The organism is Paraburkholderia sp. J63, from assembly GCF_905220245.1.
In the GTDB taxonomy this organism is placed as follows: Bacteria; Pseudomonadota; Gammaproteobacteria; order Burkholderiales; family Burkholderiaceae; genus Paraburkholderia.
On the sequence record NZ_CAJMZF010000035.1, the window covers coordinates 19,643 to 44,169 of the forward strand.

Here is a 24,527-nt window from a genome sequence, read left to right on the forward strand (position 1 = left end):
TGTTTTCGTGCTGCCCCGGTTTTCCGTCCCTGCAGTCCGTCCCTGCCGTCCGCCCTTCAGGCGGTCATGGACGCTTCGAGCGAAGCGAGCGCCGCGTTCGCATCCGCGACCAGCGTCGCCATCTGCGTCGCGATGGTTGTTGGCGCATCGATCGCGAAGACGCTCTGCCCCGCCGCCTCGTAGATCAGATCCGCGCGGTCGTACTCGTGCATCGCGCTGAAGTCCGCGCCCGTGAGCGCCTGTTGCTGCGGCATCGGCAGCGGCGCGGGCGCGTCGCTGGCTTGCCACGCGTCGATCCACGCGCTGCGCACCACGCGGCACGGCTTGCCGCTGTGTGCGCGCGTAACGAGCGTGTCGTCGCTATGCGCGTCGATGAGCCTTTGCAGCAGCGCGGGCGGCGTATGGTTCTCCGCCGCGCCCAGCCACAAGGTGCCGAGCCACGCGCCTTGCGCACCCATCGCGAGCGACGCGGCCACCTGCGCGCCCGTGCCGATGCCGCCCGCCGCCAGCACGGGCCGTCCCGCGGCCACGGCCACGATCTGCGGCACGAGCGAGAAAGTGCCGATGGGCCCGGTGTGGCCGCCCGCGTCGGCGCCCTGCGCGACGAGCGCATCGACGCCGAGCGCGAGCGCCTTGTGCGCATGGCGCGGCGAGCCGACGAGGGAGATCGTGTATTTGCCCGCCGCTTTCGCGCGCGCGATCAGGCCGGGACGAATGCCGATCGCCGTCGCCACGGCGCGGGCGTTCGAGGCAAGCACGGCGTCGATCTGTGCGTCAAAGAGCGCCTCGCTGCGCACCTGGGTCGTGAAGAAGCTCGGCCGCGTGGGCGCGGCCAAGCCGAAGCGCTCGCGCAATCCCTCGACGAACTCGACGTGCGACGGCGGCAACGTCTCGCGCACGCTGCCGATCTCGGCATGCTCGGGCACGCCCGCGGGCAGCATGAGATCGATGCCATAGGGCTTGCCCGCGAGCCGCGCTTCGAGCGCGGCGATGATCGGCGCGATGTCTTCGGGCATTTCGCGCGCGAGCCCGAGCACGCCGAAGCCGCCGGCCTCGGCGAGCGCGACGATCACGTCGGGCGAATGCGAGAAGCCGAAGATCGGATAGCGCACGCCGAGTTCGCGGCAGATGGCGGTGGGACCGAGTTTGACCATGGTGCGTCCCCCAGGATTACGCGGCGCGCTGATGCATCTGGTGATGGCGCGCGTCGTGTTGCGGCGCGCGCAGCGTGAGCTTCGCGATGTTCAGTTCGTGAATCTGCGAGGTGCCTTCGTAAAGGCGGAACAGGCGCACGTCGCGGTAAAGACGCTCGACCGCGTTATCGGCGATATAGCCGCCACCGCCATAGACCTGCACCGCGCGATCGGCCACGCGCGCGCACATTTCCGACGCAAAGAGCTTGCACATCGAGGCCGGCATCGTCACGTCCTCGCCGCGGTCGCGCGCGCGGGCCGTGTCGAGCACGAGCGCGCGCGCCGCATGAATGTCGGTGTTGCTTTGCGCGATGAGCTGCTGCACGAGCTGAAAATCGGCGATCGGCTTGCCGAACTGTTCGCGCGCCTTCGCGCGCGCCAGCATCTCGTCGAGCAGACGGATGGCCGGTCCCACGCACAGTCCGGCCAGATTGATGCGTTGCTTGTTGAGCGCCTTCATCGCGCTCCTGAAGCCGCGGCCCGGCTCGCCGCCCAGCAGCGCCTGCGCGCTCACGCGGCAGTCTTGCAGATGCACTTCGCCCACCGGCGAGCCGCGCTGCCCCATCATCCGGTACGCGGGCGAGGTCGTGAGTCCCGGCGTGCCGCGTTCAATCAGGAATGCTGAGATTCCGCCCGCGCCCCCATCGTTGGGATCGGTGCGCGCGAACACGGTGAAGAGATCGGCGATGGGCGCATTCGTGATGTAGCGCTTCATCCCGTCGAGCACGTAGTGATCGCCTTCGCGGCGCGCGGTGGTGGCGAGCGCGGTGGCGTCGGAGCCGGCCTCGGGCTCGGTCAGCGCGAAGCAGCCCGTGACCTCGCCGCTCGCGAGGCGCGGCAGGTAGCGGCGCTTCTGCTCCTCGGTGCCGTCGGCGATCAGCGCTTCGGAGCCGATGCCCGTATTGCCGCCGAAGCGCGCGCGAAACGTCGGCGCGGCCTGCGAGACCACCATGTTCACGCACGCGAGCTCCTCGGTCGTCAGCCCGCCGCCGCCATAGGCCTCGGGAATGCTGTGGCCGAACAGTCCCAGCTCGCGCATGCGCGCGACGAGCGCCTCCGGCAGCACGTCGGTGCGGTCGATTTCCGCTTCGAGCGGAATGCACTCGTCCTGCACGAAGCGGTAGAGCTGCGTGAGCAGCCGGTTCAGGCGGTCGGTGTCGCGAATCATCGTGTCTCCTGGTTCTGTTGAGCGCTTGTTTGGTGCTTGTGTAGTGCTTCAATCCTGCCCTGCCGTTCCATCCGCGCCGCCCGCGCTGGTCACGCCGCACGCGCGCTCGATGCGCAGCGCCGCTTCGAGCAGGAGCGGCGCGACCGTGCGCTCGATCCAGTCGTCGGCAAGGCGGCGGCTCACGATCGTGCAGTTCAGCGCGATGCGCTCCTCGTCGGGCGGCTGGCGCACCGGCACGGCAATCGCGTGGATGTCGCGAATCCAGTCGCCGTGGCTCAGCGTGAAGCCGCGCCCGGCAAAGGCGGCGCGATCGGCTTCCCATAGCGGCTCGTCGGCGGCGTAGCGTTCGGGATCGTCGAGGCGCAGGCGGTTGAGCACGGCCTGGCGCTCCTTCGGGCTCTCGGCGATCAGCAACGCGCGGCCGATCGCCGAGGCGAGCAGCGGGCGCGTGCTGCCGATATCGGGCTGGGCGCTGTTGTCCCGCCCCGGCCGGCAGCTATCGACGTAGACCACGTTGAGCCGGTCGCGCATGCCGAGATTGACCGAGCAGCGCGTCTCGCGCGCGAGCTTCTCCATATAGGGCCGCGCGATCTGGCGGATCTGCATGGCGGCCAGCATCGGATAGCCGAGCGTGAGCACGCCGGCGCCAAGCCGGTAGCGCTGGTACTTCTCGCTGCGGTTCAGGTAGCCGAGCAAGGTGAGCGTGTAAGTGAGCCGCGAGATGGTGGCTTTGGGCAGGCCCGTGCGGTCGGCCAGCTCGCGGTTGCCCAGCATCGGCTCGGCCGGCGTGAACGCGCGCAGCACCTGGAGGCCGCGCGCGAGGTTGATCGCGAACTGGCGGTCGGTCGAGTCGGCGTCGGGCGGCGCGGGCAAAAGCGGTTCGCCGATGCGCTGGGCGCGCGCCTTCGCCGCCGCGCTTCGCTCGCTCGCCGGGTCTGCCGCGCGCTTGGCGCCGCTGCGCGCGGCGCGGCGTTCGGTGACGGATGAGGTGGGCGTTTGCATGTGCGGCGTCTGCGAAATCGGGCCAGTTGGCGGTTTGGAACGGGACGATCTCATGGTCGATAAAAGGCGGTCGAGTGGTCAAGAAAATCAGCATAGTGTTTCGCTCTGCGGTATGCCAGTTGAGCGCAGGCCCCGCTCTCGCCTATGGTGGCGGACAGACGAATTCCACCCGGCATGAGGAGACACGATGCTCACGGATACCGCTTGCGGCACAGCCGCGCCGCAAGGCTCGCCACAGAACCAGGACCCGCTGCATGGCCCGCTGCACGGCGTGCGCATTCTCGACCTCTCGACCGTGGTCGCCGGGCCGTTCGGCGCGGCGCTGTGCGCCGATCTCGGCGCCGAGGTCACGAAGATCGAGCTGCCCGACGGCAGCGACGCGCTGCGCAAGCTCCAGCCCGTCAAGGGCGATCTTTCGCTGTACTGGAAAGTGACGAACCGCGGCAAGCGCGGCATTACGCTCGACGTGCGCAAGGCCGAAGGCCGCGCGCTGCTGCTGCGGCTCGCGGCGCAGGCCGACGTGCTCGTCGAGAACTTTCGCGCGGGCAAGCTCGAGGAATGGGGGCTCGACTTCGAGACGCTGCACGCGGCGAACCCGCGCCTCGTCGTGCTGCGTCTCACCGGCTTCGGCCAGACCGGCCCGTACCGGCAGCGCGGCGGCTTCGCGCGCATCTTCGAGGCCATGAGCGGCCTCACGCAGCTGACGGGCGAAGTGGACGGCACGCCGCTGCACATGAACTTCCCGCTCGGCGACACGGTGGCGGGCCTGTTCGCCGCGTTCGCCATCGCCGCCGAAATGGTGCGCCTGCGCTCGGACCCCGCAGCGCGCGGCGTCGAGATCGACCTCTGCGCCACGGAGGCGCTCTTTCGCATGCTGGAGCCGCTCGCCGTGGAGCGCGAGCAGCTCGGGCTCGTGCGCGGCCATCACGGCAACCGCGCGACCTATACGGCGCCCTCGAACATGTACCGCAGCGCCGATGGCATGACGTTCTCGCTCGTGGCGTCGTCGCAGCCGATCTTCCGGCGGCTGTGCGCGGCGCTCGAACTTCACGACCTGCCCGACGATCCGCGTTTCGCCGACAACGTCAACCGCGTCGCGAACGCGGGCGAACTCGACGCCGCGCTCGCCGCGGCGTTCGCCGCGCTGCCCTTCGCGCTGCTCACGGCGCGCCTGACCGAGGCCGGCGTGCCGCACACGAAGATCTACACCATCGACGACATTGCCGCCGATCCGCATTTCATCGCGCGCGAGGCGATCATTCGTCTGCCCGACCCGGAGCTGGGCTCGGTGCCCGCGCCCTGCGTCGTGCCCCGAGTTAAGGGGCGGCCCGCGAGCGTGCCGCGCAGCGGCCCCGCACTGGGTGAGCATAACGAAGCGGTTTACGGCGCGCTGGGATTGAGCGAAGCCGCGCTCGAACAACTGCGCCGCGACAAGGTGATCTGAATGTGATCGCGGCTGCATGACCGCGAGCGAACGGGGCGCGCATCAAACCGCGCCCCTTTTCAATGATTAGTAGTCCGTCGTGAGCTTGCCAGCCGGCAGGCACGGATGACGCTCCATCGACGCCTCGCCCGCGCGGCGCACGGCATCGCGGCCAATCACGGTGCGATGCACCTCGCTCGAACCCTCGCCGATCTGGTTGAGCTTCGCGTCCCGGAAGAAGCGTTCGAGCGGGAACGCCTTCAGATAGCCGCGCCCGCCCGCGAGCTGCAGCGCGTCGGTGCAGACCTTCATGCCGAGGTCGGTGGCGTGCATCTTCGCCATCGACGCCTGGACGGCGGCATCGGCGTCGCCGCGATCGTAGCTGGCCGCCGCGGCGTCGACGAGCGCGCGCGACGCTTCGATCTGCGTGATGGCGTCGGCAAGCATCCACTGCACGCCCTGATGCGCGCCGAGCGCCTTGCCGAACACGTCGCGCTCGCAGCAATACGCCGCGGCGATCTCCACCGCGCCCATCGCGCGCCCCAGCGCCATCGAGGCGTGGCCCAGGCGCGCGCGCACGAGCGCATCCTGCGCGAGCGCGAAGCCCTCGCCCTCCGCGCCGAGGCGCCAGCGCGCATCGACGGCCACGCGATCGAACGCGAGCTCGGCGATCGGCACGCCGAACCAGCCGAGCTTGTCGACGACGGGCCCCGCCACGAGACCCGGCGCGTCGCGCGGCACGAGCAGCGCGACGAACGGGTCTTCCTCGCGCGGCCCCGCTCCGCTCGCGCCTTCGTCCACGCAGCGCGCGACCACCACGTACCAGTCGGCGACGTTCGCGCGGGTGATGAACTTCTTGCGCCCGCTCACGCGGTAGCCCTCGCCCGCGCGCTCGGCACGCGTGGCGAGGCCGCGCACGTCGGAACCCGCGCCGGGCTCGGTCAACGCGAACGCGGCCTGGATCTGGCCTTCGCAAAGCGCGGGCAGCAGTTGCTCCTGCACGGCCTCGGACGCGCCCGCGACGATCGCGCGGCACGACAGATCGGCGCCCGTCACGAGCGAGGCGGCCGCGCTGCACACGCGCCCCAGCTCCTCGATCAAGCGGATGCGCAGACGCTGCCGCGCCTCGCTGCCGCCAAAGCGGCGCGGAAACGCGCTCGCGATGAGGCGATGCTCGACGAGCAGCGCAAACGTATCGGCCGCGAATACGTCCTCGCGCGCGACGGCGTCGGCGTTCGGGCCGATCGACTCGCGGCACAGCTGCCGTGTGGTGTCGAGCAAAGCCAGTTCGTGCGGTTCGAGCGCGTGCACGAAGCGCTCGCTGAAAAGTCGGGCCATCGGGTCTCTCCTGAACGGAAGGGCGGGAAGTGTCGTTGGCGGCGCTGTAGCGCCGGGATGAATACCTCGCCAGCCATGTTCGCACGCTCGCGCGCGGGAGCGAACGGAATACCGAAGTTGTTTCGCTCTGCAAAACCGCGGACGAAAGTGCCCCGGAGCCTCCGCGCAGAGATAACTAAGGATAACTACGCTTCTGGCACAGCCTGCGCGTGCAGATCCAGAAGCGTATCCCGACAGAGCATCGCCAGATTTTTGTCGACACTACTATGCCGCGGTCTATAATGCCGGGGGTAAATTCGACGACTCTATCTGGTTTCCGCTCTGCGCCATGGCCCGAAATAAAACACAGAACCTGCCCGATCTTTCCGCGCTCCTTACGCCGAAGAATTCGCTGATGCTCGCAGTCGAGCGGGCGGTGCTGCGCGGGCAGGACTGGGCGGCCGCTTCGGTGCCGATTGCCGAGCAGATCGCTGCACGGCTCGCCGGAGTCATCACGCTCGACCTCGTGAAATCGGGGCAACGCCTGCTCGAGGCCGATATCAGCGAAGTGCTGCACGTGAGCCGCGCGCCAGTGCGCGAAGCGCTGCGCATCCTCGAGCGGGATCGCCTCGTCGAGTTTCAGGCCCGCCGCGGCGCCATCGTTACGGCGCCCGACGAGAACGAGCTTCGCGACATTTTCCGCGTGCGCAGCGTTCTCTACGTCACCATGCTGGAGCAGGTGGCACGCGAAAATCCTTCGGATCTCGAAGCTTTATTGACCGAGTATGTGCCGAGGCTGACCAAGGCGGCCGACGAATCGGTCGACGCCTATGCCGTGGAAAGCTTCCAGCTCAATTTCGCCACGATCAGCCTGTGCCGCAACCGGCTGCTGGTCGATATCCTGCACTCCATTTCGTTGCGCACGTTCCGTTACGTTCGGCTGGGAATGGTGGCATCGCCCCAATCGATTCGCACCTCGCTGAAAGTCTGGCGCGCGCTGCAAAAGGCTGCGATCAAGCGGGACAACGAGCTGCTGCTGGGTCTTGCCGCCTCGCGCCTGGACGAGGCAAGGGAGGCGGCCGTTCGTGCGATCGCCGTAGCGTCCACGGACAGCCGAAGCGCGCGTGCGTCGAAAGCTGCGCCTGCCAAAGTGAGAGCCACCGCTGCGCAATGAGCGGCTCCCCAAGGCAGGTGCCGGGGGAGCCCGCGAACGCAGCCGGGTTGCTCAAACCGTCGTGCCGGCGCTCAGGGTATCGGCGCTGACCGGCACCACATCCAGCTCTACATCGGCGATCCTGGCGGCATCCACGTCATAGCTGCGCATGGCGACGATGAAAAAGACCGCAGCCAGTACGCTGCACAGCGGAATGCATGCGAGCGCGTGCTGCAAACCCCATTGGTCCGATAGAACGCCCGCCAGGACAGGTCCCACGGCCAGCCCAAACACGTTTTGAAACAGCGAAAGCACGGCCGCGCCGGTGGACCGCACGCCTGGGTGAACGACATCCATCGCAACGCCCGCCACCACGCCGACGGTGCAGTTCATGAAAAAGCCGCCAAGAACGATCAGCTTGAACTGCGCATCAGCCGTATAAGCGCCGCCAAATGCCACCACGAAGATCACCGCTGTAACGAGGCATAGCGCGGACAATGCGAGCAGCTTGTTGCGCGGCTTGCGACGCGCAAAGCGCCCCACCACGAAGCCCCAGAGCGTGCAGCTAAAGGCGCCGACCAATACCACCAATGCGGCCGCCTTGGCCGCAGCCTCCGGGGTCATGCCGTGGAATCGGTTCAGGTAGCTGGGCAGCCACGACCACATTGCTGACACGGTGATGAGTTGAGCCGATGCTCCCATGCAGACCCACAGCAGCGTGCGCGTACGCGCCAGCGCGCCGAAGATGTGCTTGAGCATGCCCCACAACGACTGGCTTGCCTGATTCGAGTCTGTCGTCAGTGCCACCGTCTTGTAGTCGCGAACCAGCAGATAAAGCAATGCCAGTACCAGCCCTGGAACACCGACCACACCAAAGGCGGCCTTCCAGCCCCACCTGGCCGCGATCATTCCGCCCAGCACGACGCCCAGCACCGAACCCAGCGAAGGCGCCGCATAGAAGGCGCCTAGCGCCGCGCTGCGCAAACGCCTCGGAAACAGCGTCGAGATCAAGGCTACGCCCACCGAACCATAGCCGGTCTCGCCCACCCCAACCACCGCTCGCGCCACGAACAGTTGGCTATAGCTGGCCGTGAACATGCACGAGATCGTGGCCAGGCTCCAGGTGACAGCCATGACGACGATGCTCTTGACGCGGCCCATGCGGTCTGCCGCCAGCGCTACCGGCAATCCCCCTACGCCCACCACGATGGAAACGACGGAAACCAGCGAGCCCAATTGTTTGTCGCTCAGGTTCCATTCGCTCTTGATGTGAGGAAATAGCGAGACGATCACCTGCCGGTCGATAAAATCGAAAAACATAAGCGCGAAGGTCATCGCGAAGGCAAACCAGACCTGCCGCCTGCTCGTCAGGTAGTCGCCGTGGTTGCCGGCCTCGGGGCCATCGGGTATTACGTTCATGTTCGCCTCATTCTCCATGTCGACAGGACGTTCAACCTCGCCGCGCTTGCGCGACGTGGCACCGCCGGCCAATGAGGTACACCACGAGGGGGAGAACCGCCGCGAGCGGAAGCCATCGCAACGCCCCTTGAAGACCCACCGCATCCGCGATTACACCCGTGAAAAACGGACCCGCAGCGAGGCCCAGAATATTGTTGAACAGCGTCAGCGTGGCAAATGCCGAGCCATGAATAGCGGGCGGCGTGGCCGCCGCAATAATGGCGCTACAGGTGCCGAACGAACTGGCCAGGAATAACACCGCAGGCACGAGAAGCGCGAGTTGCAGATTGCCCGGCGGCAAGCGGAACGCGATGGCCAGCAGGAGGCCCAATGCGAGGCAATAGCCAATGGCCATGTTCCACCGCTTGAGCGACGAGTCCCCGCTGATCCGGTCGGTCAACGCTCCGCACAGGAATTGCCCCATGCCGCTGACGAGGACAAGACCGGCCGCCACCACGGCAGCCTTGCTGACCGGCATGCCCCAATAGCGATTCAGGTAGCTGGGCAGCCACACGAAAAGCGTGCCCTGAATGAAGAGCTGCAGCGCACTGCCGAGATACGCGCAAAAGACGGAGCGTGACGGAAACAGGCCGGAGCAAAGCGCCCGCGGCGTTAGCTTCAGGCGCCCATATCCGGGTTTTCCGCTCGCATCGTCCGGATGCGCTTGTGCGAACCTTTTTTCGGTGACCACGAAGAAGTAAATGATCACGAGCGCGAAACCCAGGACCGCCATCAGCGCCATCGAAAAACGCCAGCCAAAGCGGGACGCAATGATGCCCGACACCGACACGCCGAGCACGGACCCAAACGCAGCGGCAGATGTAAAGCCGCCTGCAACGGTAGAACGCAGTTTCCCCGGAAAGATGCTCATGAGCATGGCGAGCCCGACACTTCCGTACGCCGCCTCGCCAACCCCGACGAAAATGCGTGCGACGAGCATCTCGTGGTAGCTGCTTGCAATCGCGCAACCGAGCGTGGCAAGACTCCACAGCGCGGCCATCAGCGCAATGCTCTTGACCCGTCCCCAGCGGTCCGCAATCAGGGAAAACGGGAGGGTCAGCACGCCCACCGCCAACGGCACCACGCCGCTGATCGAGCCGAGTTGTGTATCGGAAAGCTGCCACTGGACTTTCAGTATCGGAAACAAGGCATTGAGCGCCTGCCGCGACATGTAGTCGGAGAGCAGGAGGCCAAACATCAATGCAAACACCACCCACGCGTAGGCTCGAACACCGCTGCCAGTCATAACCGATTCGGCCGGAACGGCGTTATTTGTATAAAGGGTCATTTTTGTCTCCTCCGGCGATTCACTTATTTCAGATTGAATCGCACCGCTTTATTTCATCTGACCAGCATCAGCACACACCGCCCGTCAATAAGGCGTGTCGCCTTCGATTCCCGCTCGCTCCATCTTTCGCGGCGCCGGCCAATAATCCATGACCGCATAGTGTTGCGTAGAGCGGTTGTCCCAGACTGCCACGCTATTCGGCTTCCACCGGAAACGAACCTGATATTCGGGGATCGATGCCTGGCTTTGCAGATAGCTCAACAGAAGACCCGCTCCTGGCGTTTTATCCAGGCCGTAACGCACATTCTCGGCCGTGTGATAGTTGGCGAAATGCGTTGTGAAGCTGCCGACGTAAAGAATCTTTTCGCCGGTCTCCGGGTGCGTCCGCACGACAGGGTGCTCCACCTCCGGATTCTGCGCCGCCAGTTTTCTCCGTTCTTCGCGGTCCATCGCGGCGCCGAACGAATGCTCAATGCTGCTTTTCGCCCTCAATCCCTCGATACGTTTCTTGATTTCTTCAGGCAGTTGCTTATAAGCCTCGACCATGTTGACCCAGATGGTGTCGCCGCCAACCTCGGGACACTCGATGCAGCGCAGCACGGCGCCCATCGATGGATTCGGCCGCCAAAGCCCGTCGGTATGGTAGTTGTTCTCGTAGGGATTTTTTGCGTCCGACCGATAGATCCGCACGAGGCCCGGGTGTTCCGGATCGCTTCCCGCAACGGGATGATCCTCGAGCTTCCCGAACCGGCGCGCAAAGGCGACATGTTCTTCCCGGGAGATATTCTGGTCCCGGAAAAACAGGACCCGGTGCTTGAGCAAGAGCGCCTTGATTTCCGCGAACAGCGACGCATCGCGCGATGCGTCGCCGAGGCTTACGCCGGCCACCTCGGCACCGATGCAAGCGGTCAATCTTTCTACTTTGATCATGAACGATATCTCCTTGTGTCCGCCGGGGATTTCGCTAATTCCTCACGGTTCGGGCCAGGCGCCGATAGACATCGCTGCCCTGCTCAACCGTGAAGGATTGCTGCCCCTGTACCCAAGCAAGATAGCAGGGATATTTATTTATGTCGACATAAATTGGCGCGGACCACGAGATCGGCGAACGAGAGGGGAACCGCACGATCGATCGCGCCCGCCGGATCCCGCCTGCACGCCCCTACTGGCCGAATGGCCGCTGCACCGTGAGCTTGCTGGTCACCGACGTCACACCCGCGACGCCCTTCACGACCGCGGCGACGGTGTTGACCTGTGACGCCTCCGGAACCGTGCCACTGATCATCACCGCGCCGCCTTTCGCCGTAATGCCGATGTCGCCCGCATCGATCTCCTTATGCTTCGCAAGCGCTGCGTAGATCTTGTGCCGTAGCGCGCGATTCGCCTGCCGCGCGGCTCTGGCCGTCATGCCGCCGGATGCGGTGACCGCCGCGCCCGCCGATGCCCCTGCCGACGCCCCGTCCTGCGCCCACGCGCTGATCAACGTCAGCGCAATCGCAACACCGAGTGCCGCGCTGAGTCCGCTCGTCGTTTTCATCGATATTTTCCTTTTCGATATCCACGCTTCAGAAGTTATGGCGCAAGCCGATCATTGCGGCCGTCGTCGATACGCCCGGTGCGACCGGCTGGCCGTACATGATCGTCTGGTTCATCGCACCACGGTTCGCGACATAGCCGATCTGCGCGGAGATGATCGTGCGTTTCGACAGACTGTAATCCGCACCCAACGCGTATTCGCTCGAGTGGTTCGCCGAGTTGTTGCGGTCCTTCAGATAGTAGAAGCCGGACGTGATCTTGAAGAACGGGGTGAACTGATACCCCAGCCCGCCCGAAATCATTTCGTAGTCCGCAAGTCTTGTGTTCGAGGGATTCTTGCCGATCCCGTACGACGCCGACACCGATACGCCGCGAAACGTGTACTTGGCCCCGAAATAGTAAAAGCGGTTGTTGTCGAGCCCCGTCGGCGTGGCCGCCGCGAGGTTCGTGTCGTGAGCGTTGTAGTAGACGGCCGACAGATTGAGGCCGTAGTTCGAATACTTGAGCACGGCCGATTCGCGCGTGCCGCCCTGAATCTCGCCCGGGACGCCGCCCGGCGCGTACTCCAGCGCGGCCGACGCGCCATAGAACTTCGGCGACTGATAGACGAGCGCGTTGCTGTCGTATAGCGCGCCGATAGGCACGTTCGTGTTCGTTCCGGGCCAGCCGGCGACCTGGTTCAGCCCGAGCCACGCGCCCAGGATGCTGCCGAAGTACTCCGCCGCGCGGACATCGGTATCGGCCATCGCATAGATCATCGGCGTGTACTGCCGTCCGGCGTCGAAGGTGCCGAACGGTCCCGAGACGCCGACCGTCGCCTGCTGGTTGAACACCGCGGTGCCGCCCGTCGTGTCGGCGAGCCCCAGCTTGCCGTTGCTGCTGTTGAACACGCCCTGCAACCGGAAGTTGACCCGGTAGCCGCCGCCGATGTCTTCGGTCCCCTTGATACCCCAGAAGCTCCCATAGAGGCTGCCGTCCTTGACGCCGAACACGTGGCCATTGTTGCGGGCGCCCGGCGCGAACGACGACGCAGCCGTGCTCTGATAGAAAACACCCGAATCGACCGCACCGTACAACGTGACCGACGACTGCGCATGCGACGCACCGGCGAATACCGCTAGCGCCGCTACGCCGCTCCACTTCAGTTTCATGGACGTCTCCTCAGCTTTTTATGATGATCGGGCGCGCCTGGCCGGGTACTGGCCTGCTGCCGGATGGCGCGGGGGCATTGCCGGCCTGACGCCGACAACGCGGATCATCCTCGAAAAATTTTGATGTCGACATTAATGTTTATACTGAGTCGACTACTGTGGCACGCAGAGACCACCGAGGGTCAAACGATATTCATGTCGACATTATTGTTTTATGGGAATACACTCCGAACCATCGTGACCTCATAGCGATCGCTATGACGACTTCACCTCTCACCCCGGAGATCCCCCACCATGAACTTCCTTGACGGCCACCTGTATCCCGAGAATCAGCAGCCCCTGATCATCACGGCGGCGCCCTATGCGCCGGGCTGGATTCCCTCGGACTTCCCGGAGGACATTCCGATCACGATGGACGAGCAGATCCAGAAGGCCGTGGATTGCTACGAAGCCGGCGCCACCGTGCTGCATCTGCACGTTCGCGAAGCCGATGGCCGGGGCAGCAAGCGTCTGTCCATGTTCAACGAGCTGATCGCCGGGGTGCGCGAGCGCGTGCCGGAAATGGTCATCCAGGTGGGAGGCTCCATCAGCTTCGCGCCTGAATCCGAGGGCGAGGCCGCCAAATGGCTCAGCGACGACACGCGGCACATGCTGGCCGAGCTCGATCCGAAGCCCGATCAGGTGACCGTGACCGTCAACACCACGCAGATGAATGTGACGGAGCACGCGGGCCTGGACGACTTCAGGGGCGTTTCGCGCGGATTCCCGAACCTCTACTCGACCTACAAGGACATGATCGTGCCTTCGAATCCCAGCTGGGCCGAAGAACACATCCGGCGACTGTCGGCTGCCGGGATCCAGAGCGAGTTTCAGGTCTACAACATCAACAGCTTTGAAACGATCGAGCGGATGATTCGGCGCGGCATCTACAAGGGGCCGCTGGTGATGAACTGGGTGGCGATCAGCGGCGGCATGGATCAAGCGAATATTTACAACCTCGCCAATATGCTGCGCGCGGTGCCCGACGGCGCCGTGGTCACGGTGGAAAGTTCGGTGCTCAATGTGCTGCCCATCAATATGATCGGCATCGCGCTGGGCCTGCATGTGCGGTGCGGTATCGAGGATGTGCTCTGGAACCAGACCCGTACGGGCAAGATGAGCTCCGTCGAGCAGATCAGGCAACTGGTGCGTATCGCCGGCGAATTTGGCCGTCCCATCGCGACGGCGAAACAGGCGCGGGAGATCATGAAGATCGGCGTCTTCTACGACACGGCGGAAGCGACGCTTCAGGCCAATGGCTTCGCGCCCAATCGCAACGGCGGTAACCAGGGATTCCTGCGCAAGCCGGTCTGAGCCTCCCCAAGGCTGGCGAGCCGCAATCGAATCGCGGCAGCCGATACATAACAGGAGATAGCATGACGAAAGTTGTTAAGTTCTACGAAACCGGTGGCCCCGAGGTTCTTCGTTTCGAGGACGTCGACGTTGGTGAACCGGGACCGGGAGAGGTGCGCCTCCGCCACGTGGCGGTGGGGCTTAATTTTGCCGACACGTACTTTCGCGGCGGTACGTACACGGTTCCGTTGCCGAGCGGTCTCGGCAACGAAGCTGCCGGCGTGGTCGAGGCGGTGGGCGCCGGCGTGACCCATCTGGCGGTGGGCGACCGCGTGACCTATACGGGCTTCATCAACACGCTGGGCGCCTATAGCACCGAGCGGCTGATTTCCGCTGCGCCGTTGATCAAGCTACCGGAGGCCATCAGTTGCGAGGCCGCGGCGGCCATGACCATGCGCGGGTTATCAGCGGCTTACCTGGTGCGCCGCATCTACCCGTTCAAGGCGGGCGACGCGGTGCTGCTGCACGCGGCAGCGGGCGGCGTCGGCCTCATTGTTTCGCAGTGGGCCAAATTGCTCGGGCTCACGGTGATCGGCACGGTTTCGACCGATGCCAAGGCCGAGGTGGCGCGCGCCCACGGCTGCGATCACACGATCAACTACAGCCATGAAGATGTCGCCAAACGCGTGCGGGAATTGACGGACGGAGTGGGGGTATCCGTGGTCTTCGACAGCGTTGGTAAGGATACCTTCATGTCTTCGCTGGACTCGCTCAAGCGCCGTGGGCTGATGGTCTGCGTTGGCACCGCCTCGGGCAAGATCCCGCCGTTCGATCCGCAAATTCTGGCCCGCAAGGGCTCGGTGTACCTGACGCGCCCGGGACTCGCCGACTACATCGCCGATCCGCTCGAAAAGGTGGAACTGGTCGACGAATTGTTCGGCCACGTGGCGGCGGGCCGTATCCGCATCGAGATCAATCAGCGCTATGCCTTGCAGGATGCAGTGCAGGCGCATCGGGATCTGGAGGCGCGAAAGACCACGGGTTCCTCCATCTTCGTGATTTGATCGCCCCGGCTGCGGCCGCCGGCGCGGCCGCCTGGGTCAAATTGTGGCGCGCCCGGTCAAGCGCGTGAATGGCGCAGTGCCGACAATGGGAAGCGGGCCAATAGTTGGCGCTGACGCATCTGGACGATTTCGCATCCGGGAATCAAGCCGATGCGTGCAACCTTCAATATCCACGGAGATGTCACCATGCACATCAATCTCCTCACCTGCTCGATTGGTGCCGAACTCAGGGGCGTGAGTATCGCCGACGTGACGAAAGACGATGCTCTGTTTGCCGAAATCAAGGCGCTGCTGCTGAAGCATCGGGTGCTGTTTTTCCGCGAACAGGAAATCACGCGCGCCGATCATGTTGCGTTTGCCAGCCGCTTCGGCGGTCTGGAGGACCACCCGGTCGCGAACACGGTGCCGGGCTACCCGGGCCTGATCGAGATCTACAAGAGCGAGAAACGAGACCACTTCGAAAATACCTGGCACAGCGATGCATCGTGGCGGGCCAATCCGCCCATGGGTGCGGTGCTGCGCTGCATTTCGTGCCCGGAAGTGGGCGGCGACACCATCTGGGTGAACATGGTGGAGGCGTACAGGAACCTGCCCGACGACATCAAGGCGAAGATTGCTGGCTTGCGCGCCAAGCACGGGATCGAGCATTCGTTCGGCGCGGTCATGACCGCCGAGGAGCGCGAAGAACTGGTGCGCAAGTATCCGCTGGTCGATCATCCGGTGGTCCGCACGCATCCGGAGACGGACGAGAAGATCCTCTACGTGGGCCCGTTCTCGACGCACTTCATCAACTACCATACGCCGGAGAACGTGCGCTTCGGGCAGGACAAGACGCCGGGCGCGAGCCTGCTGCTGAACTATCTGATCAGTCAGGCCGCCATTCCCGAGTACCAGGTGCGCTTTCGCTGGGAACCGGGCAGCGTCGCGATCTGGGACAACATGGCGACGCAGCACTACGCCGTGAGCGACTACTGGCCAGCGCCGCGCCGGATGGAGCGCGCGACCATCAGTGGCGACCGGCCGTTCTGAACGCCTCGTGCGCAGGGCGTAGAGCGGCGCGCCCGCGCAACGTCCTTCGTCTCTCCGGATTGGCGTCACGACACTCATGCAACCCGTCGACAAGCTGATACGCAGTGCGAGCCTGAACGGCTACATCGAACTGATGGAGTCGCTCGGGCGCGATCCTTATGCGTTCCTGCGCGCGGTAGGCCTGGCGTCGCGGGTGCTCGACAACCCCGAGGCGCTCATCCCGAGTCACGCTGTGCGAGCGCTGCTCGAAGCCAGCGCGCGCGAGACCGGCGTGGAGGACTTCGCGCTGCGGCTCGCGGCGCGGCGCACGCTTTCCAATCTCGGACCGATCTCGCTGGTGCTCAAGGAAGAGCCGACTCCACGGCAGGCGCTCGACACCTTGTGCCGCTACGAGAAGCTGCTGAGCGCCACGCTGATCACGCGCATCGAGGACGCGGGCCAATCCGTCGTGATCCGTGAAGAACTGCTGCCGAAACCCGGGCTCGCCACACGCCAGGCGATGGAGCTCGCGGTCGGCGTGAAATTGCGCATGCTGCGCGAGCTGATCGGCCCGCAGTGGGGGCCGCAGCAGGTTTGCTTCACGCATCGCCCGCCAGCCGACATGGCGCCTTACCGGGCCTTCTTCGGCCGCAATCCGATGTTCAACCAGCCATTCAACGGACTCGTCTGCGCGGCCGCCGACCTGCAGATGCCGCGCACGCGCGACGATCCGGGCGCCGCGTATTTCGCGCGCGACTATCTGGAGACGGCGCTGCAGCACCGCGATGAAGGCATCCGGGAAACCTGCCGTGAGCTGATCCTGGCCCTGCTCCCCGGCGGACGATGCACGGCGCAACTGGTCGCGCGGCATCTGCGCGTCGATCGCCGCACGCTGCATCGCCACCTTGGCGACGAGGGACTGACGTTTTCGGCGCTGCTCAACCAGACGCGCTCGGAGCTGGCGATGCGCCATCTGCTCGAGAGCGACTTGCCAGTCGGCGAAATCGCCGTGCTGCTGGGATTTTCTGCGCACAGCAGCTTCAGCCACTGGTTTCGTGCCGCCTTCGGCTGCAGCGTCTCGCACTGGCGCAGTCAATCGGCCAGCGACCAGGCGCCGGCCGATTGATCAGGATGACTGATCAGGCGGTCTTGCGCAGGAAGCCCTGGGTGCCGCCGTTGCGGTTCGGTGCGAAGCCGTTCGCGTGCAGCGATTCCTCGACCGTGTCGTAGAACACGCCGATCTTGCTGATCTCGCGCGCCGCTTTCGCGCTTGCGATTTCGCGGCCGAACTCGCGCGAGATGCGCACGAGTTGCTCGATCTGCTTCACGGTGCTCTGCTTTTGGGTGCGCGACTGGTTCCACAGGCAGTCTTCCGTGCCGCAGCGCACATGCAGGCCCATCGCAATGCCCATCATGTTCACCGGCAGCACGTTGCGCACGTTGCTCTCCACCGTTACCACCGCGCCATCGGGCACCGCGCGCATGAAGTTGCCGAGGCTGTAGACGTTCGGCGTATCCATGCCGCCGGCGATCGCCACCCAGTTCATGACCAGCGGGCCTTTATAAAAGCCGCGGCGCATCAGCCGCTCCACCGACTCGAAGCTGTTGAGGTTGTAGCACTGGAACGCGCTCTGGATGCCGGCGGCCGTGAGGCGGCGCACGTGCTCCTCGACCCAGCCCGGCTGCGCGGGCACGGTCATTTCCTTGTACGCGTGAAAGAGCGTCGGGTTCTCGCGCGAGGTGCCCTTGAAGTCGGCGTCTTCCGCCTGATCGGTGACGTTCATCTGCGAGGTGTTGACCGTCACCGTGACCTGGTCGGGCGTCGGTTCGAGATCGGCCAGCATGTGGCGCGTGTCGTCGGACAGCCACTTCGCCGCCTGCCCTTCGTTTTCAGGGGCGAACGAGATCGAGCCGCCCACCTGGATGATCATCTCCGGCACGCGCGCGCGCACGCCGGCGATCAGTTCATTGAACTTCGAGAGGCGCTTGCTGCCCTTGCCGTCCAGCTCGCGCACGTGCAGGTGCAGCACCGTGGCGCCCGCGTTGTAGCAGTCCACGGCCTTCTGGATCTGCTCCTCCATCGTAACCGGGATGTCCTCCGGGAAGTCGCTGGGCAACCAGCCGGGCGCATAGGGCGCGGCGGTGATGATCAGGGGCGGCTGGTTTTCGGGGAACAAGTGGCCGTCGAGAAAATTCATGATGCGTCTCCGGGGAATGGCTGCTGTCGATTCAGCAGGAGCGTTATCGGCGAGGCCGGAGCGCCGTCTTGCGCGGCGCGTCCCGGCTTCGATTCATGCTCATGAGTATCCGGAGTGCCGGCGATCCCCGCTTGCTTTACGGGGACAATCACTTGCTTTGTTGGGACACCGCCCGGGATTGCGTGCCGCCGTACTCGGCGCGATACAGTTGCCGCTTCGGCGCACGCGTGCGTTGCTGTGTCTCCCAGCCTTCGGCGAGCCCCACCTGGGCGTTCGACGGGGGCAGCATCGGCTTGCCGCGCACGAGATCGGATGCGCGTTCGGCAAGCATGATAGTCGGCGCGTTGAGGTTGCCGTTGGGCTCGGTCGGAAACACGGAGGAGTCGATCACGCGCAAGCCCTTCAGGCCCCGCACGCGCAGCTCGGAGTCGACCACGGCCATGTCGTCCTCGCCCATCCGGCACGAGCCGCAGGGATGCATGGTGCTTTCCAGATTCGCCCGCACGAAGGCGTCGATCTCGTCGTCGGTGCGTACGTCGGGACCCGGCGCGAGTTCGACATCGCGGAAGCGGTCCATGGCCGGCTGCCCAATGATCTCGCGCGTGAGCCGTACGCAGCGCCGGAAGCCCTCGCGGTCCTCTTCGCGATCCAGATAATTGAAACGGATCTCGGGATGCACGTAGGGGTCCGCCGTCGTGAGCCGCACGTGTCCCCGGCTCCTGGGCTTGTTCGGGCCGGTGAGCACCATGAAGCCATGCCCCTTGAACGGCTTGTCGCCGTCATAGCGCATGGCCGCCGGCAGGAAATGGAACTGGATATCGGGCCAGCGCAGCCCCGCTTCGGAGCGGATGAAACCGCCCGCTTCGAAATGGTTGCTCGCGCCCAGGCCGTCCTTGAACAGCAGCCAGCGCAATCCGATCAGGAACTTGTGCCACGGATCCATCTGACCATTGAGCGTGACCGGCTCCTTGCAGGCGTACTGGATGTAGATCTCGGCGTGATCCTGCAGATTCATGCCGACGCCCGGCAGCGCATGCTTGACCTCCACGCCCGCCGCGCGCAATGCCTCGGCAGGCCCGATCCCCGAGCGCTGCAACAGATGCGGCGAGCCAATCGGCCCCGATGCAATCAGCACTTCGGCGCGGCAGCGCACGGTATGCGTGACGCCGCCCCGGTCGTAGACCACGCCAACCGCACGCTTGCCCTCGATGATCACATGCCGCGTCATTGCATTGGTGACCACATGCAGGTTGGGCCGGTTCATCGCCGGGCGCAGGTACGCATTCGCCGTCGACCAGCGCACGCCGTCCTTCACCGTCATGTGCATCGCGCCGAACCCTTCCTGCATGTGGCCGTTGCAGTCGTCCGTATGGATGTAACCCGCCTGTACGCCCGCTTCGATCCACGCGCCGTACAGCGGATTCTTCATATTGTTGCCGTTGTTGGTCGAGAGCGGCCCGTTCGATCCGCGATACTGGTCGCCGCCGAATTTGTAGCTTTCGGCGCGGCGAAAGTACGGCAGGCAGTTACGGTAGCCCCAGCCGCGCGCGCCCAGTTCCTCCCATTCGTCGAAGTCGTATGCGTGGCCGCGAATGTAGACGAGCCCGTTGATCGACGACGATCCGCCCAGCACCTTGCCGCGCGGGCAATGTAGCTGGCGCCCGTTCAGATGCGGCTCCGGCGCGGTCTGATATTTCCAGTTGAATTTGCGCGTGTTCATGGGCAGGGAGAACGCACTGGGCATCTGGATGATGATGCTGCGGTCGCTGCCGCCATACTCGAGCACCAGCACGCTCACGGATGGATCCTCGGTGAGCCGGTTGGCCAGCACGCAGCCCGCCGATCCCGCGCCCACGATAATGTAGTCGTATTGCCCGCTTTCCATGATGAATTCCTGATTCGTTATCCTGACGAAAAGAACGCGCCTAGAAGCGCTGATCTCCCGTCGTGTATTGAGGCATGGTCTTTTCGATCTGCGAGATGAGCGCGTCTTCGCGGCGAAGGTCGAGCGAGCGGCTCAGCAGGTAATAGGCGATGCCCGAGACCAGCAGCCCGACGAGCCAGGCGAGGTCCACGCTGCCCATCGCCCGCGCCAACGGGCCGACGTAGACTTCGCTCGCGCCGTCGAAGATGCAGAAGAACGGGACCATCGCGGCAAACCCTATTGCGTACGAGATCAGGCCGCGCGCGCCCCACGTCCCGTAGATGTTGTTGTGCGGCAGGAAAAAGTGCGGAATTGCGTAGCGGCCCTTGCGCACGAAAAAATAGTCCGTGAGGTTCACGGCCGTCCAGGGCACGAGGAAATAAAGCATCACCACGAGATAGATGTTCAGCACCGAAAGCCCCTTGCCCGACGAATAGATGCTGAGCGCGACGCCAAGCTGCAGCACCACGACAAACAGGATCGCCAGCACGCGCACGCGGGGAGTAGGCTCGATCTTCCTGAACGAATCGAGGCCCGTGATCGCCGTGAGCTTCGCGCTGTAGATGTTCATCGCGATCACGGGCAGGAACGCCACGATCGTGACCGCCACCACCACGCTCCCGAGGCGCGGCGACAGATCGCTGCCCACCTGGTTGAGCGCCACGAGCACGTCGGTGGCGTGCAGGTGATCGCCGAGCCAGCCGCCCACCGCGATCATCCACGCGCCCGACAGCGACGCCCCGAGGAACACGGCGGCGATCAGCCGGCCGCTCGGCGTGTTCTTCGGCAGATAGCGCGAATAATCGGACACGTAAGGCGCATACGCGATGTTGTAGCTCGCCGCAGCCGCGAACTGCGTGATGAACCCGGTCCAGTTAAAGCCGAGCGGCGCGGGCGGCGGCGTGCCGGGCAGCGCCGCCGGCAGCGGCAGATCGGGCACCCAGTGCATGAGCACCGCCAGCGTGACGATGCCGTACAGCGGCAGCGACAAATACAGCGCCCACTTGAAGCTGCGATGCATCCAGTCGTGGCCGAGAATCGCGAGGACGGCTGCGGGCACGGTAACGATCAGGGCCACTCTGAGCGGGTCCCAGCCGAACAGCGCCTTGAGCCCCTGCATCATCAGCACGAGGTTCACGATGTTGAAACCCGCGAACACGAACAGCGTGGCGAGCAGCACGAGCACCACGCCGCGATAGCCGAACTGCGCACGCGACTGGATCATCTGCGGCAGCCCCAGATGCGGGCCCTGCGAGCCGTGGAACGCCATGAACAAGGTGCCGAACATGATGCCGAGCGTGCCGGCGACGGTGGTCCAGAGCGCGTTCAGTCCTACGCTCGGCCCAACGAAGCCGATGGTCATCGTAAAGAAGGTGAAGTTGCCGAGAAACCAGAATGGCCCCTGACGCGATAGCCGGTCCGTTCGCTCGTTCTCCGGAATGAAATCGATCGAATGCCCCTCGATGGCGCCGTGCTCGCCTGCGGTGGCCGCTGGTGTGGCGATCGGTGCTGCGACTCTGTCGTTTGCTTCCATCGTATGCCTCATGTCGTAATGGACGATGCTGCGTAGAGTGAGTAAAGGTCTGGACGCGCGGAGCAAGGCCCGCGAAGGCGAGCCGCTCCGCCGCGTGTCGACGGCTGACGGCCGGCATGGTGCTACGTGGCGCTACGTGGCGCTACGTGGCGCTACGTGGCGCTACGCGTCGTTCAGCGTGATCCAGACGGCTTTGGTCTCCATCAGCGAGTCGAGTTGCTCGGAGCCCAGATCCTTGCCGAAGCCCGATTCCTTGAAGCCGCCGAACGGCATCGCGGGATCGATCGTGCTGTGCGCGTTCACGTAGACGCTGCCGGCGCGCAGCTTCGGCACCAAGGCGTGCACGCGGTTCAGGTCGCGTGAGTAGATCGCGGCGGCGAGGCCATAGCGCGTATCGTTTGCCAGCGCGACGGCCTCATTCAAGTCGTCGAACGGCGCGCTCACGAGCACGGGGCCGAAGATCTCCTCCTTCACGACCTGCATGTCCGCTCGGCAATGCGCGAAGATCGTCGGTTGAACGAAATACCCCGCCCCTTCCACGTTGCGCCCGCCGTATACCAGCTCCGCGCCTTCGCGGCGCCCCGTCTCGATCCACGACATCACGCGCGCCTTCTGCTGCGCCGAAACGAGCGGGCTCACGAAGCAATTGCGATCGAGACCCGGTGCAATCTTGAGCGTGCGGGTATAGTCGATCAGCGCGGCGAGAAAGCGCTCGTGCACACCACGCTGCACGTAGACACGGCTGCCTGCGTCGCATACCTGCCCCGAGTTGAAGAACATGCCGTTGGCGACCGCTCGCGCCGCGGCTTCGAGATCGGCGTCGTCGAGCACGAGCACAGGGGACTTGCCGCCCAGTTCCAGCGTGACGCGCTTGACGCCATCGAGCGCCGCGCTGCCGACGTCGCGCCCCACCGCCGTGGAGCCCGTGAACGTCACTTTGTCGATGCCGGGGTGGCGCGCCATCGCCGCGCCGATCACGTCGCCGCGCCCGGTCACGACGTTCACCACGCCGTCGGGAATGCCGGCCTCCTGAACGAGCTGCGCGAAGCGCAACGTCGAAAGCGAGGTCAGCTCCGCCGGCTTGATCACCGCCGTGCAACCCACGGCGAGCGTGGCGGCCAGCTTCCACGCCAGGGTTTGCAGCGGGAAATTCCACGGCACGATGATGCCGACCACGCCCACCGGCTCCTTGCGCGTATAGGCAAGATAGTGGCCGGGCAGCGAAGGCTCGACGGTGCGTCCGTGCAGCTTGGAAGCCCAGCCCGCGAAGTAGCGGAACGTATCCACTGTGCCCTGAATGTCCACGTCGCGCGCCTGCGCCACTGACTTGCCGACGTCGATCGATTCGATCTCGGCAAGCTCATCGGCGTGCGCTTCAATGAGATCGGCGAGGCGGTGCAGCAGGCGCTCGCGCTCGAGCGGCTTCAGACGCCGCCACGCGCCGCCGTCGAACTGGGCGCGCGCCGCCGCGACCGCACGATCGAGGTCGACCGTCGTGGCAAGCGGAATTTGCGTGATGACGCCCTCCGTGGAGGGCTCGATCACGTCGAGCACATCGCCCTCGCCGCCCGGCACGAAGGCGCCGTCGATCAGCATGCGTTGCGGCTGCTCGAGAAAGCGCCGCGTCTGTTCATGCACGCCGAACTGATCCAGATAGTTTCGTACGATGGATTCCAATGCTGTCTCCTGGTCTCGCGCGGCGTCGTGCTGCCGCGCCGCGCGTGTTTAGGTGTCCTGCCGCCGACGCTTCAGCGTCGCTGCTGGCTGCGTGCGTGAAAGATCACGCCGATGGCATTCAACAGCAGTTGTGCGGCGAGGATGGGCGTGACGCCCGCCGGATCGTATGCCGGCGCCACCTCCACGAGGTCCATGCCCACGACGTTGCCGTGACTGCGGCGCGCGAGCCCCTGGATGATTTCGAGCACTTCGTAGTAGGTGAAGCCGCCATGGCTCGGCGTACCCGTGCCCGGCGCGATGGACGGATCGAAACCGTCGATGTCGATCGTGACGTAGTAGGCGCGGCCTTCGGGAATCCGTGCAAGCACGCCCTCCGTACCGAGGCGGCGCACGTCGCGCACGGAAAGAATGTCGGAGCCCGCCGCGCGCGCGGCATCGTAGTCGCTGCGGTTCGACGAAGAGACGTTGCGAATGCCGAGCTGCGTCATGCCGCAGATATGCTGCATTTCCGAGGCGCGCCGCAGCGGATTGCCGTGCCCATAGCGCACGCCATGACGCTCGTCGACGAAATCCAGATGCGCGTCGAAGTGCACGATGTGGATCGGACCGCGGCCCTCGAACGCCTGCATCACAGGGGCGTGAATCGAATGGTCTCCGCCCAGCGTCACGGGCATCGCGCCGTTCGCGAGGATCTTGCGCACCGCGCTTTCGATATTGGCGTTGCTCGCCGCCATGTCGGTGTGGACGATGTCGGCGTCGCCCACGTCCACCATGCGGACCTGGTCGCGCGTCAGGTAGAGCGCATCGTCTTCGTGATCGTAGGCGCCCGCATGGCCGAACGAGAACAGCGTGGACGCTTCGCGGATGCTGCGCGGCCCAAACCGCGCCCCCGAACGCCACTGCGTGCCCATGTCGTTGGGTGCGCCGAGAATCGCCACATCGGCGTCGATGCGATCCCAGTCGAGGCAGACCGGCGATTTCGCAAACGTGCAATGTCCCACGAACGGCAAGTCGAGCCGCCCGCTTTCGTACGTATTGCCCTGCATGAGTGTCTCCGTGTTGATCCGCTGGTGAGTCCAGTCAGTAATCGGTGAACGACCC

General features: G+C 65.0%; 20 protein-coding genes. 6 read left to right on the top strand and 14 right to left on the bottom strand.

What is annotated here, in order from left to right; all coding sequences use genetic code 11:
* Nucleotides 1-56 precede the first annotated feature (56 nt).
* The 3 genes from U5775_RS28675 to U5775_RS28685 are packed head-to-tail and all read right to left on the bottom strand — an operon-like array spanning nucleotide 57 to nucleotide 3,363.
* A complete protein-coding gene (locus U5775_RS28675; RefSeq protein WP_322061487.1) occupies nucleotides 57-1,154 on the bottom strand; it encodes a nitronate monooxygenase in 1,098 nt (365 codons plus the stop codon).
* 16 nt (nucleotides 1,155-1,170) lie between these two features.
* Nucleotides 1,171-2,361 (bottom strand): acyl-CoA dehydrogenase family protein, encoded by a 1,191-nt coding sequence (locus U5775_RS28680; RefSeq protein ID WP_322061488.1) that lies wholly within the window; start codon nucleotides 2,359-2,361, stop codon nucleotides 1,171-1,173.
* 48 nt (nucleotides 2,362-2,409) lie between these two features.
* Entirely contained in the window at nucleotides 2,410-3,363 is a 954-nt protein-coding gene (locus U5775_RS28685; protein WP_322061489.1) for an IclR family transcriptional regulator, read from the bottom strand.
* 187 nt (nucleotides 3,364-3,550) lie between these two features.
* Here U5775_RS28685 and U5775_RS28690 point away from each other — a divergent pair, with 187 nt between their 5' ends.
* On the top strand, nucleotides 3,551-4,807 hold the full coding sequence (locus tag U5775_RS28690) for a CaiB/BaiF CoA-transferase family protein (protein WP_322061490.1): 1,257 nt from the start codon (nucleotides 3,551-3,553) through the stop codon (nucleotides 4,805-4,807).
* Between the two features lie 66 nt (nucleotides 4,808-4,873).
* On the opposite strand, the gene U5775_RS28695 is transcribed toward U5775_RS28690, so the two are convergent.
* Entirely contained in the window at nucleotides 4,874-6,124 is a 1,251-nt protein-coding gene (locus U5775_RS28695; RefSeq protein WP_322061491.1) for an acyl-CoA dehydrogenase family protein, read from the bottom strand.
* Nucleotides 6,125-6,518: 394 nt separating this feature from the next.
* On the opposite strand from U5775_RS28695, the gene U5775_RS28700 reads away from it, so the two are divergent.
* Entirely contained in the window at nucleotides 6,519-7,277 is a 759-nt protein-coding gene (locus U5775_RS28700; RefSeq protein ID WP_322061492.1) for a GntR family transcriptional regulator, read from the top strand.
* 51 nt (nucleotides 7,278-7,328) lie between these two features.
* Here the strand turns inward: U5775_RS28700 and U5775_RS28705 are convergent, their stop codons facing one another.
* The 5 genes from U5775_RS28705 to U5775_RS28725 form a co-directional block, all read right to left on the bottom strand.
* A complete protein-coding gene (locus U5775_RS28705; protein WP_322061493.1) occupies nucleotides 7,329-8,675 on the bottom strand; it encodes an MFS transporter in 1,347 nt (448 codons plus the stop codon).
* A gap of 31 nt (nucleotides 8,676-8,706) precedes the next feature.
* A complete protein-coding gene (locus U5775_RS28710; protein WP_322061494.1) occupies nucleotides 8,707-10,002 on the bottom strand; it encodes an MFS transporter in 1,296 nt (431 codons plus the stop codon).
* A gap of 84 nt (nucleotides 10,003-10,086) precedes the next feature.
* Nucleotides 10,087-10,929 carry a TauD/TfdA dioxygenase family protein gene (locus U5775_RS28715; RefSeq protein ID WP_322061544.1) on the bottom strand — a complete coding sequence of 281 codons (843 nt, stop codon included), beginning with the start codon at nucleotides 10,927-10,929 and terminating at the stop codon, nucleotides 10,087-10,089.
* A gap of 235 nt (nucleotides 10,930-11,164) precedes the next feature.
* Complete coding sequence (locus U5775_RS28720; RefSeq protein ID WP_322061495.1) at nucleotides 11,165-11,539, bottom strand: BON domain-containing protein; 375 nt, start codon at nucleotides 11,537-11,539, stop codon at nucleotides 11,165-11,167.
* Between the two features lie 28 nt (nucleotides 11,540-11,567).
* Nucleotides 11,568-12,689 (bottom strand): porin, encoded by a 1,122-nt coding sequence (locus tag U5775_RS28725; RefSeq protein ID WP_322061496.1) that lies wholly within the window; start codon nucleotides 12,687-12,689, stop codon nucleotides 11,568-11,570.
* A 294-nt stretch (nucleotides 12,690-12,983) separates the two neighbouring features.
* Between U5775_RS28725 and U5775_RS28730 the strand changes: the two genes are divergently transcribed.
* The 4 genes from U5775_RS28730 to U5775_RS28745 all read left to right on the top strand — a co-directional run bounded on the left by U5775_RS28730 (nucleotide 12,984) and on the right by U5775_RS28745 (nucleotide 17,219).
* Entirely contained in the window at nucleotides 12,984-14,042 is a 1,059-nt protein-coding gene (locus tag U5775_RS28730; RefSeq protein ID WP_322061497.1) for a 3-keto-5-aminohexanoate cleavage protein, read from the top strand.
* A 62-nt stretch (nucleotides 14,043-14,104) separates the two neighbouring features.
* Entirely contained in the window at nucleotides 14,105-15,085 is a 981-nt protein-coding gene (locus U5775_RS28735; protein ID WP_322061498.1) for a quinone oxidoreductase, read from the top strand.
* A 186-nt stretch (nucleotides 15,086-15,271) separates the two neighbouring features.
* On the top strand, nucleotides 15,272-16,114 hold the full coding sequence (locus U5775_RS28740; RefSeq protein ID WP_322061499.1) for a TauD/TfdA dioxygenase family protein: 843 nt from the start codon (nucleotides 15,272-15,274) through the stop codon (nucleotides 16,112-16,114).
* A 76-nt stretch (nucleotides 16,115-16,190) separates the two neighbouring features.
* On the top strand, nucleotides 16,191-17,219 hold the full coding sequence (locus tag U5775_RS28745) for an AraC family transcriptional regulator (RefSeq protein ID WP_322061500.1): 1,029 nt from the start codon (nucleotides 16,191-16,193) through the stop codon (nucleotides 17,217-17,219).
* A 13-nt stretch (nucleotides 17,220-17,232) separates the two neighbouring features.
* Here the strand turns inward: U5775_RS28745 and U5775_RS28750 are convergent, their stop codons facing one another.
* From U5775_RS28750 to speB, 5 genes are all read right to left on the bottom strand, one after another.
* Complete coding sequence (locus U5775_RS28750; protein WP_322061501.1) at nucleotides 17,233-18,291, bottom strand: 3-keto-5-aminohexanoate cleavage protein; 1,059 nt, start codon at nucleotides 18,289-18,291, stop codon at nucleotides 17,233-17,235.
* Nucleotides 18,292-18,439: 148 nt separating this feature from the next.
* Complete coding sequence (gene betA / locus U5775_RS28755; RefSeq protein WP_322061502.1) at nucleotides 18,440-20,176, bottom strand: choline dehydrogenase; 1,737 nt, start codon at nucleotides 20,174-20,176, stop codon at nucleotides 18,440-18,442.
* Nucleotides 20,177-20,216: 40 nt separating this feature from the next.
* Nucleotides 20,217-21,749: a purine-cytosine permease family protein gene (locus tag U5775_RS28760; RefSeq protein WP_322061503.1), complete on the bottom strand. Its 1,533-nt coding sequence runs from the start codon at nucleotides 21,747-21,749 to the stop codon at nucleotides 20,217-20,219.
* Between the two features lie 162 nt (nucleotides 21,750-21,911).
* The gene (locus U5775_RS28765) at nucleotides 21,912-23,426 is read right to left on the bottom strand and encodes an aldehyde dehydrogenase family protein (RefSeq protein WP_322061504.1); all 1,515 of its coding nucleotides are present in this window, start codon (nucleotides 23,424-23,426) and stop codon (nucleotides 21,912-21,914) included.
* A 71-nt stretch (nucleotides 23,427-23,497) separates the two neighbouring features.
* Nucleotides 23,498-24,472, bottom strand: coding sequence for an agmatinase (speB, locus tag U5775_RS28770; RefSeq protein WP_322061505.1), 975 nt, complete (start codon nucleotides 24,470-24,472; stop codon nucleotides 23,498-23,500).
* Nucleotides 24,473-24,527: the final 55 nt, after the last annotated feature.

Bases quoted from the DNA above. Each gene is read 5' to 3' on its own strand.
- U5775_RS28675 (WP_322061487.1), bottom strand. From the start codon at position 1,154: ATGGTCAAACTCGGTCCCACCGCCATCTGCCGCGAACTCGGCGTGCGC.
- U5775_RS28680 (WP_322061488.1), bottom strand. From the start codon at position 2,361: ATGATTCGCGACACCGACCGCCTGAACCGGCTGCTCACGCAGCTCTAC.
- U5775_RS28685 (WP_322061489.1), bottom strand. From the start codon at position 3,363: ATGCAAACGCCCACCTCATCCGTCACCGAACGCCGCGCCGCGCGCAGC.
- U5775_RS28690 (WP_322061490.1), top strand. From the start codon at position 3,551: ATGCTCACGGATACCGCTTGCGGCACAGCCGCGCCGCAAGGCTCGCCA.
- U5775_RS28695 (WP_322061491.1), bottom strand. From the start codon at position 6,124: ATGGCCCGACTTTTCAGCGAGCGCTTCGTGCACGCGCTCGAACCGCAC.
- U5775_RS28700 (WP_322061492.1), top strand. From the start codon at position 6,519: ATGCTCGCAGTCGAGCGGGCGGTGCTGCGCGGGCAGGACTGGGCGGCC.
- U5775_RS28705 (WP_322061493.1), bottom strand. From the start codon at position 8,675: ATGAACGTAATACCCGATGGCCCCGAGGCCGGCAACCACGGCGACTAC.
- U5775_RS28710 (WP_322061494.1), bottom strand. From the start codon at position 10,002: ATGACCCTTTATACAAATAACGCCGTTCCGGCCGAATCGGTTATGACT.
- U5775_RS28720 (WP_322061495.1), bottom strand. From the start codon at position 11,539: ATGAAAACGACGAGCGGACTCAGCGCGGCACTCGGTGTTGCGATTGCG.
- U5775_RS28725 (WP_322061496.1), bottom strand. From the start codon at position 12,689: ATGAAACTGAAGTGGAGCGGCGTAGCGGCGCTAGCGGTATTCGCCGGT.
- U5775_RS28730 (WP_322061497.1), top strand. From the start codon at position 12,984: ATGAACTTCCTTGACGGCCACCTGTATCCCGAGAATCAGCAGCCCCTG.
- U5775_RS28735 (WP_322061498.1), top strand. From the start codon at position 14,105: ATGACGAAAGTTGTTAAGTTCTACGAAACCGGTGGCCCCGAGGTTCTT.
- U5775_RS28740 (WP_322061499.1), top strand. From the start codon at position 15,272: ATGCACATCAATCTCCTCACCTGCTCGATTGGTGCCGAACTCAGGGGC.
- U5775_RS28745 (WP_322061500.1), top strand. From the start codon at position 16,191: ATGCAACCCGTCGACAAGCTGATACGCAGTGCGAGCCTGAACGGCTAC.
- U5775_RS28750 (WP_322061501.1), bottom strand. From the start codon at position 18,291: ATGAATTTTCTCGACGGCCACTTGTTCCCCGAAAACCAGCCGCCCCTG.
- betA (WP_322061502.1), bottom strand. From the start codon at position 20,176: ATGGAAAGCGGGCAATACGACTACATTATCGTGGGCGCGGGATCGGCG.
- U5775_RS28760 (WP_322061503.1), bottom strand. From the start codon at position 21,749: ATGGAAGCAAACGACAGAGTCGCAGCACCGATCGCCACACCAGCGGCC.
- speB (WP_322061505.1), bottom strand. From the start codon at position 24,472: ATGCAGGGCAATACGTACGAAAGCGGGCGGCTCGACTTGCCGTTCGTG.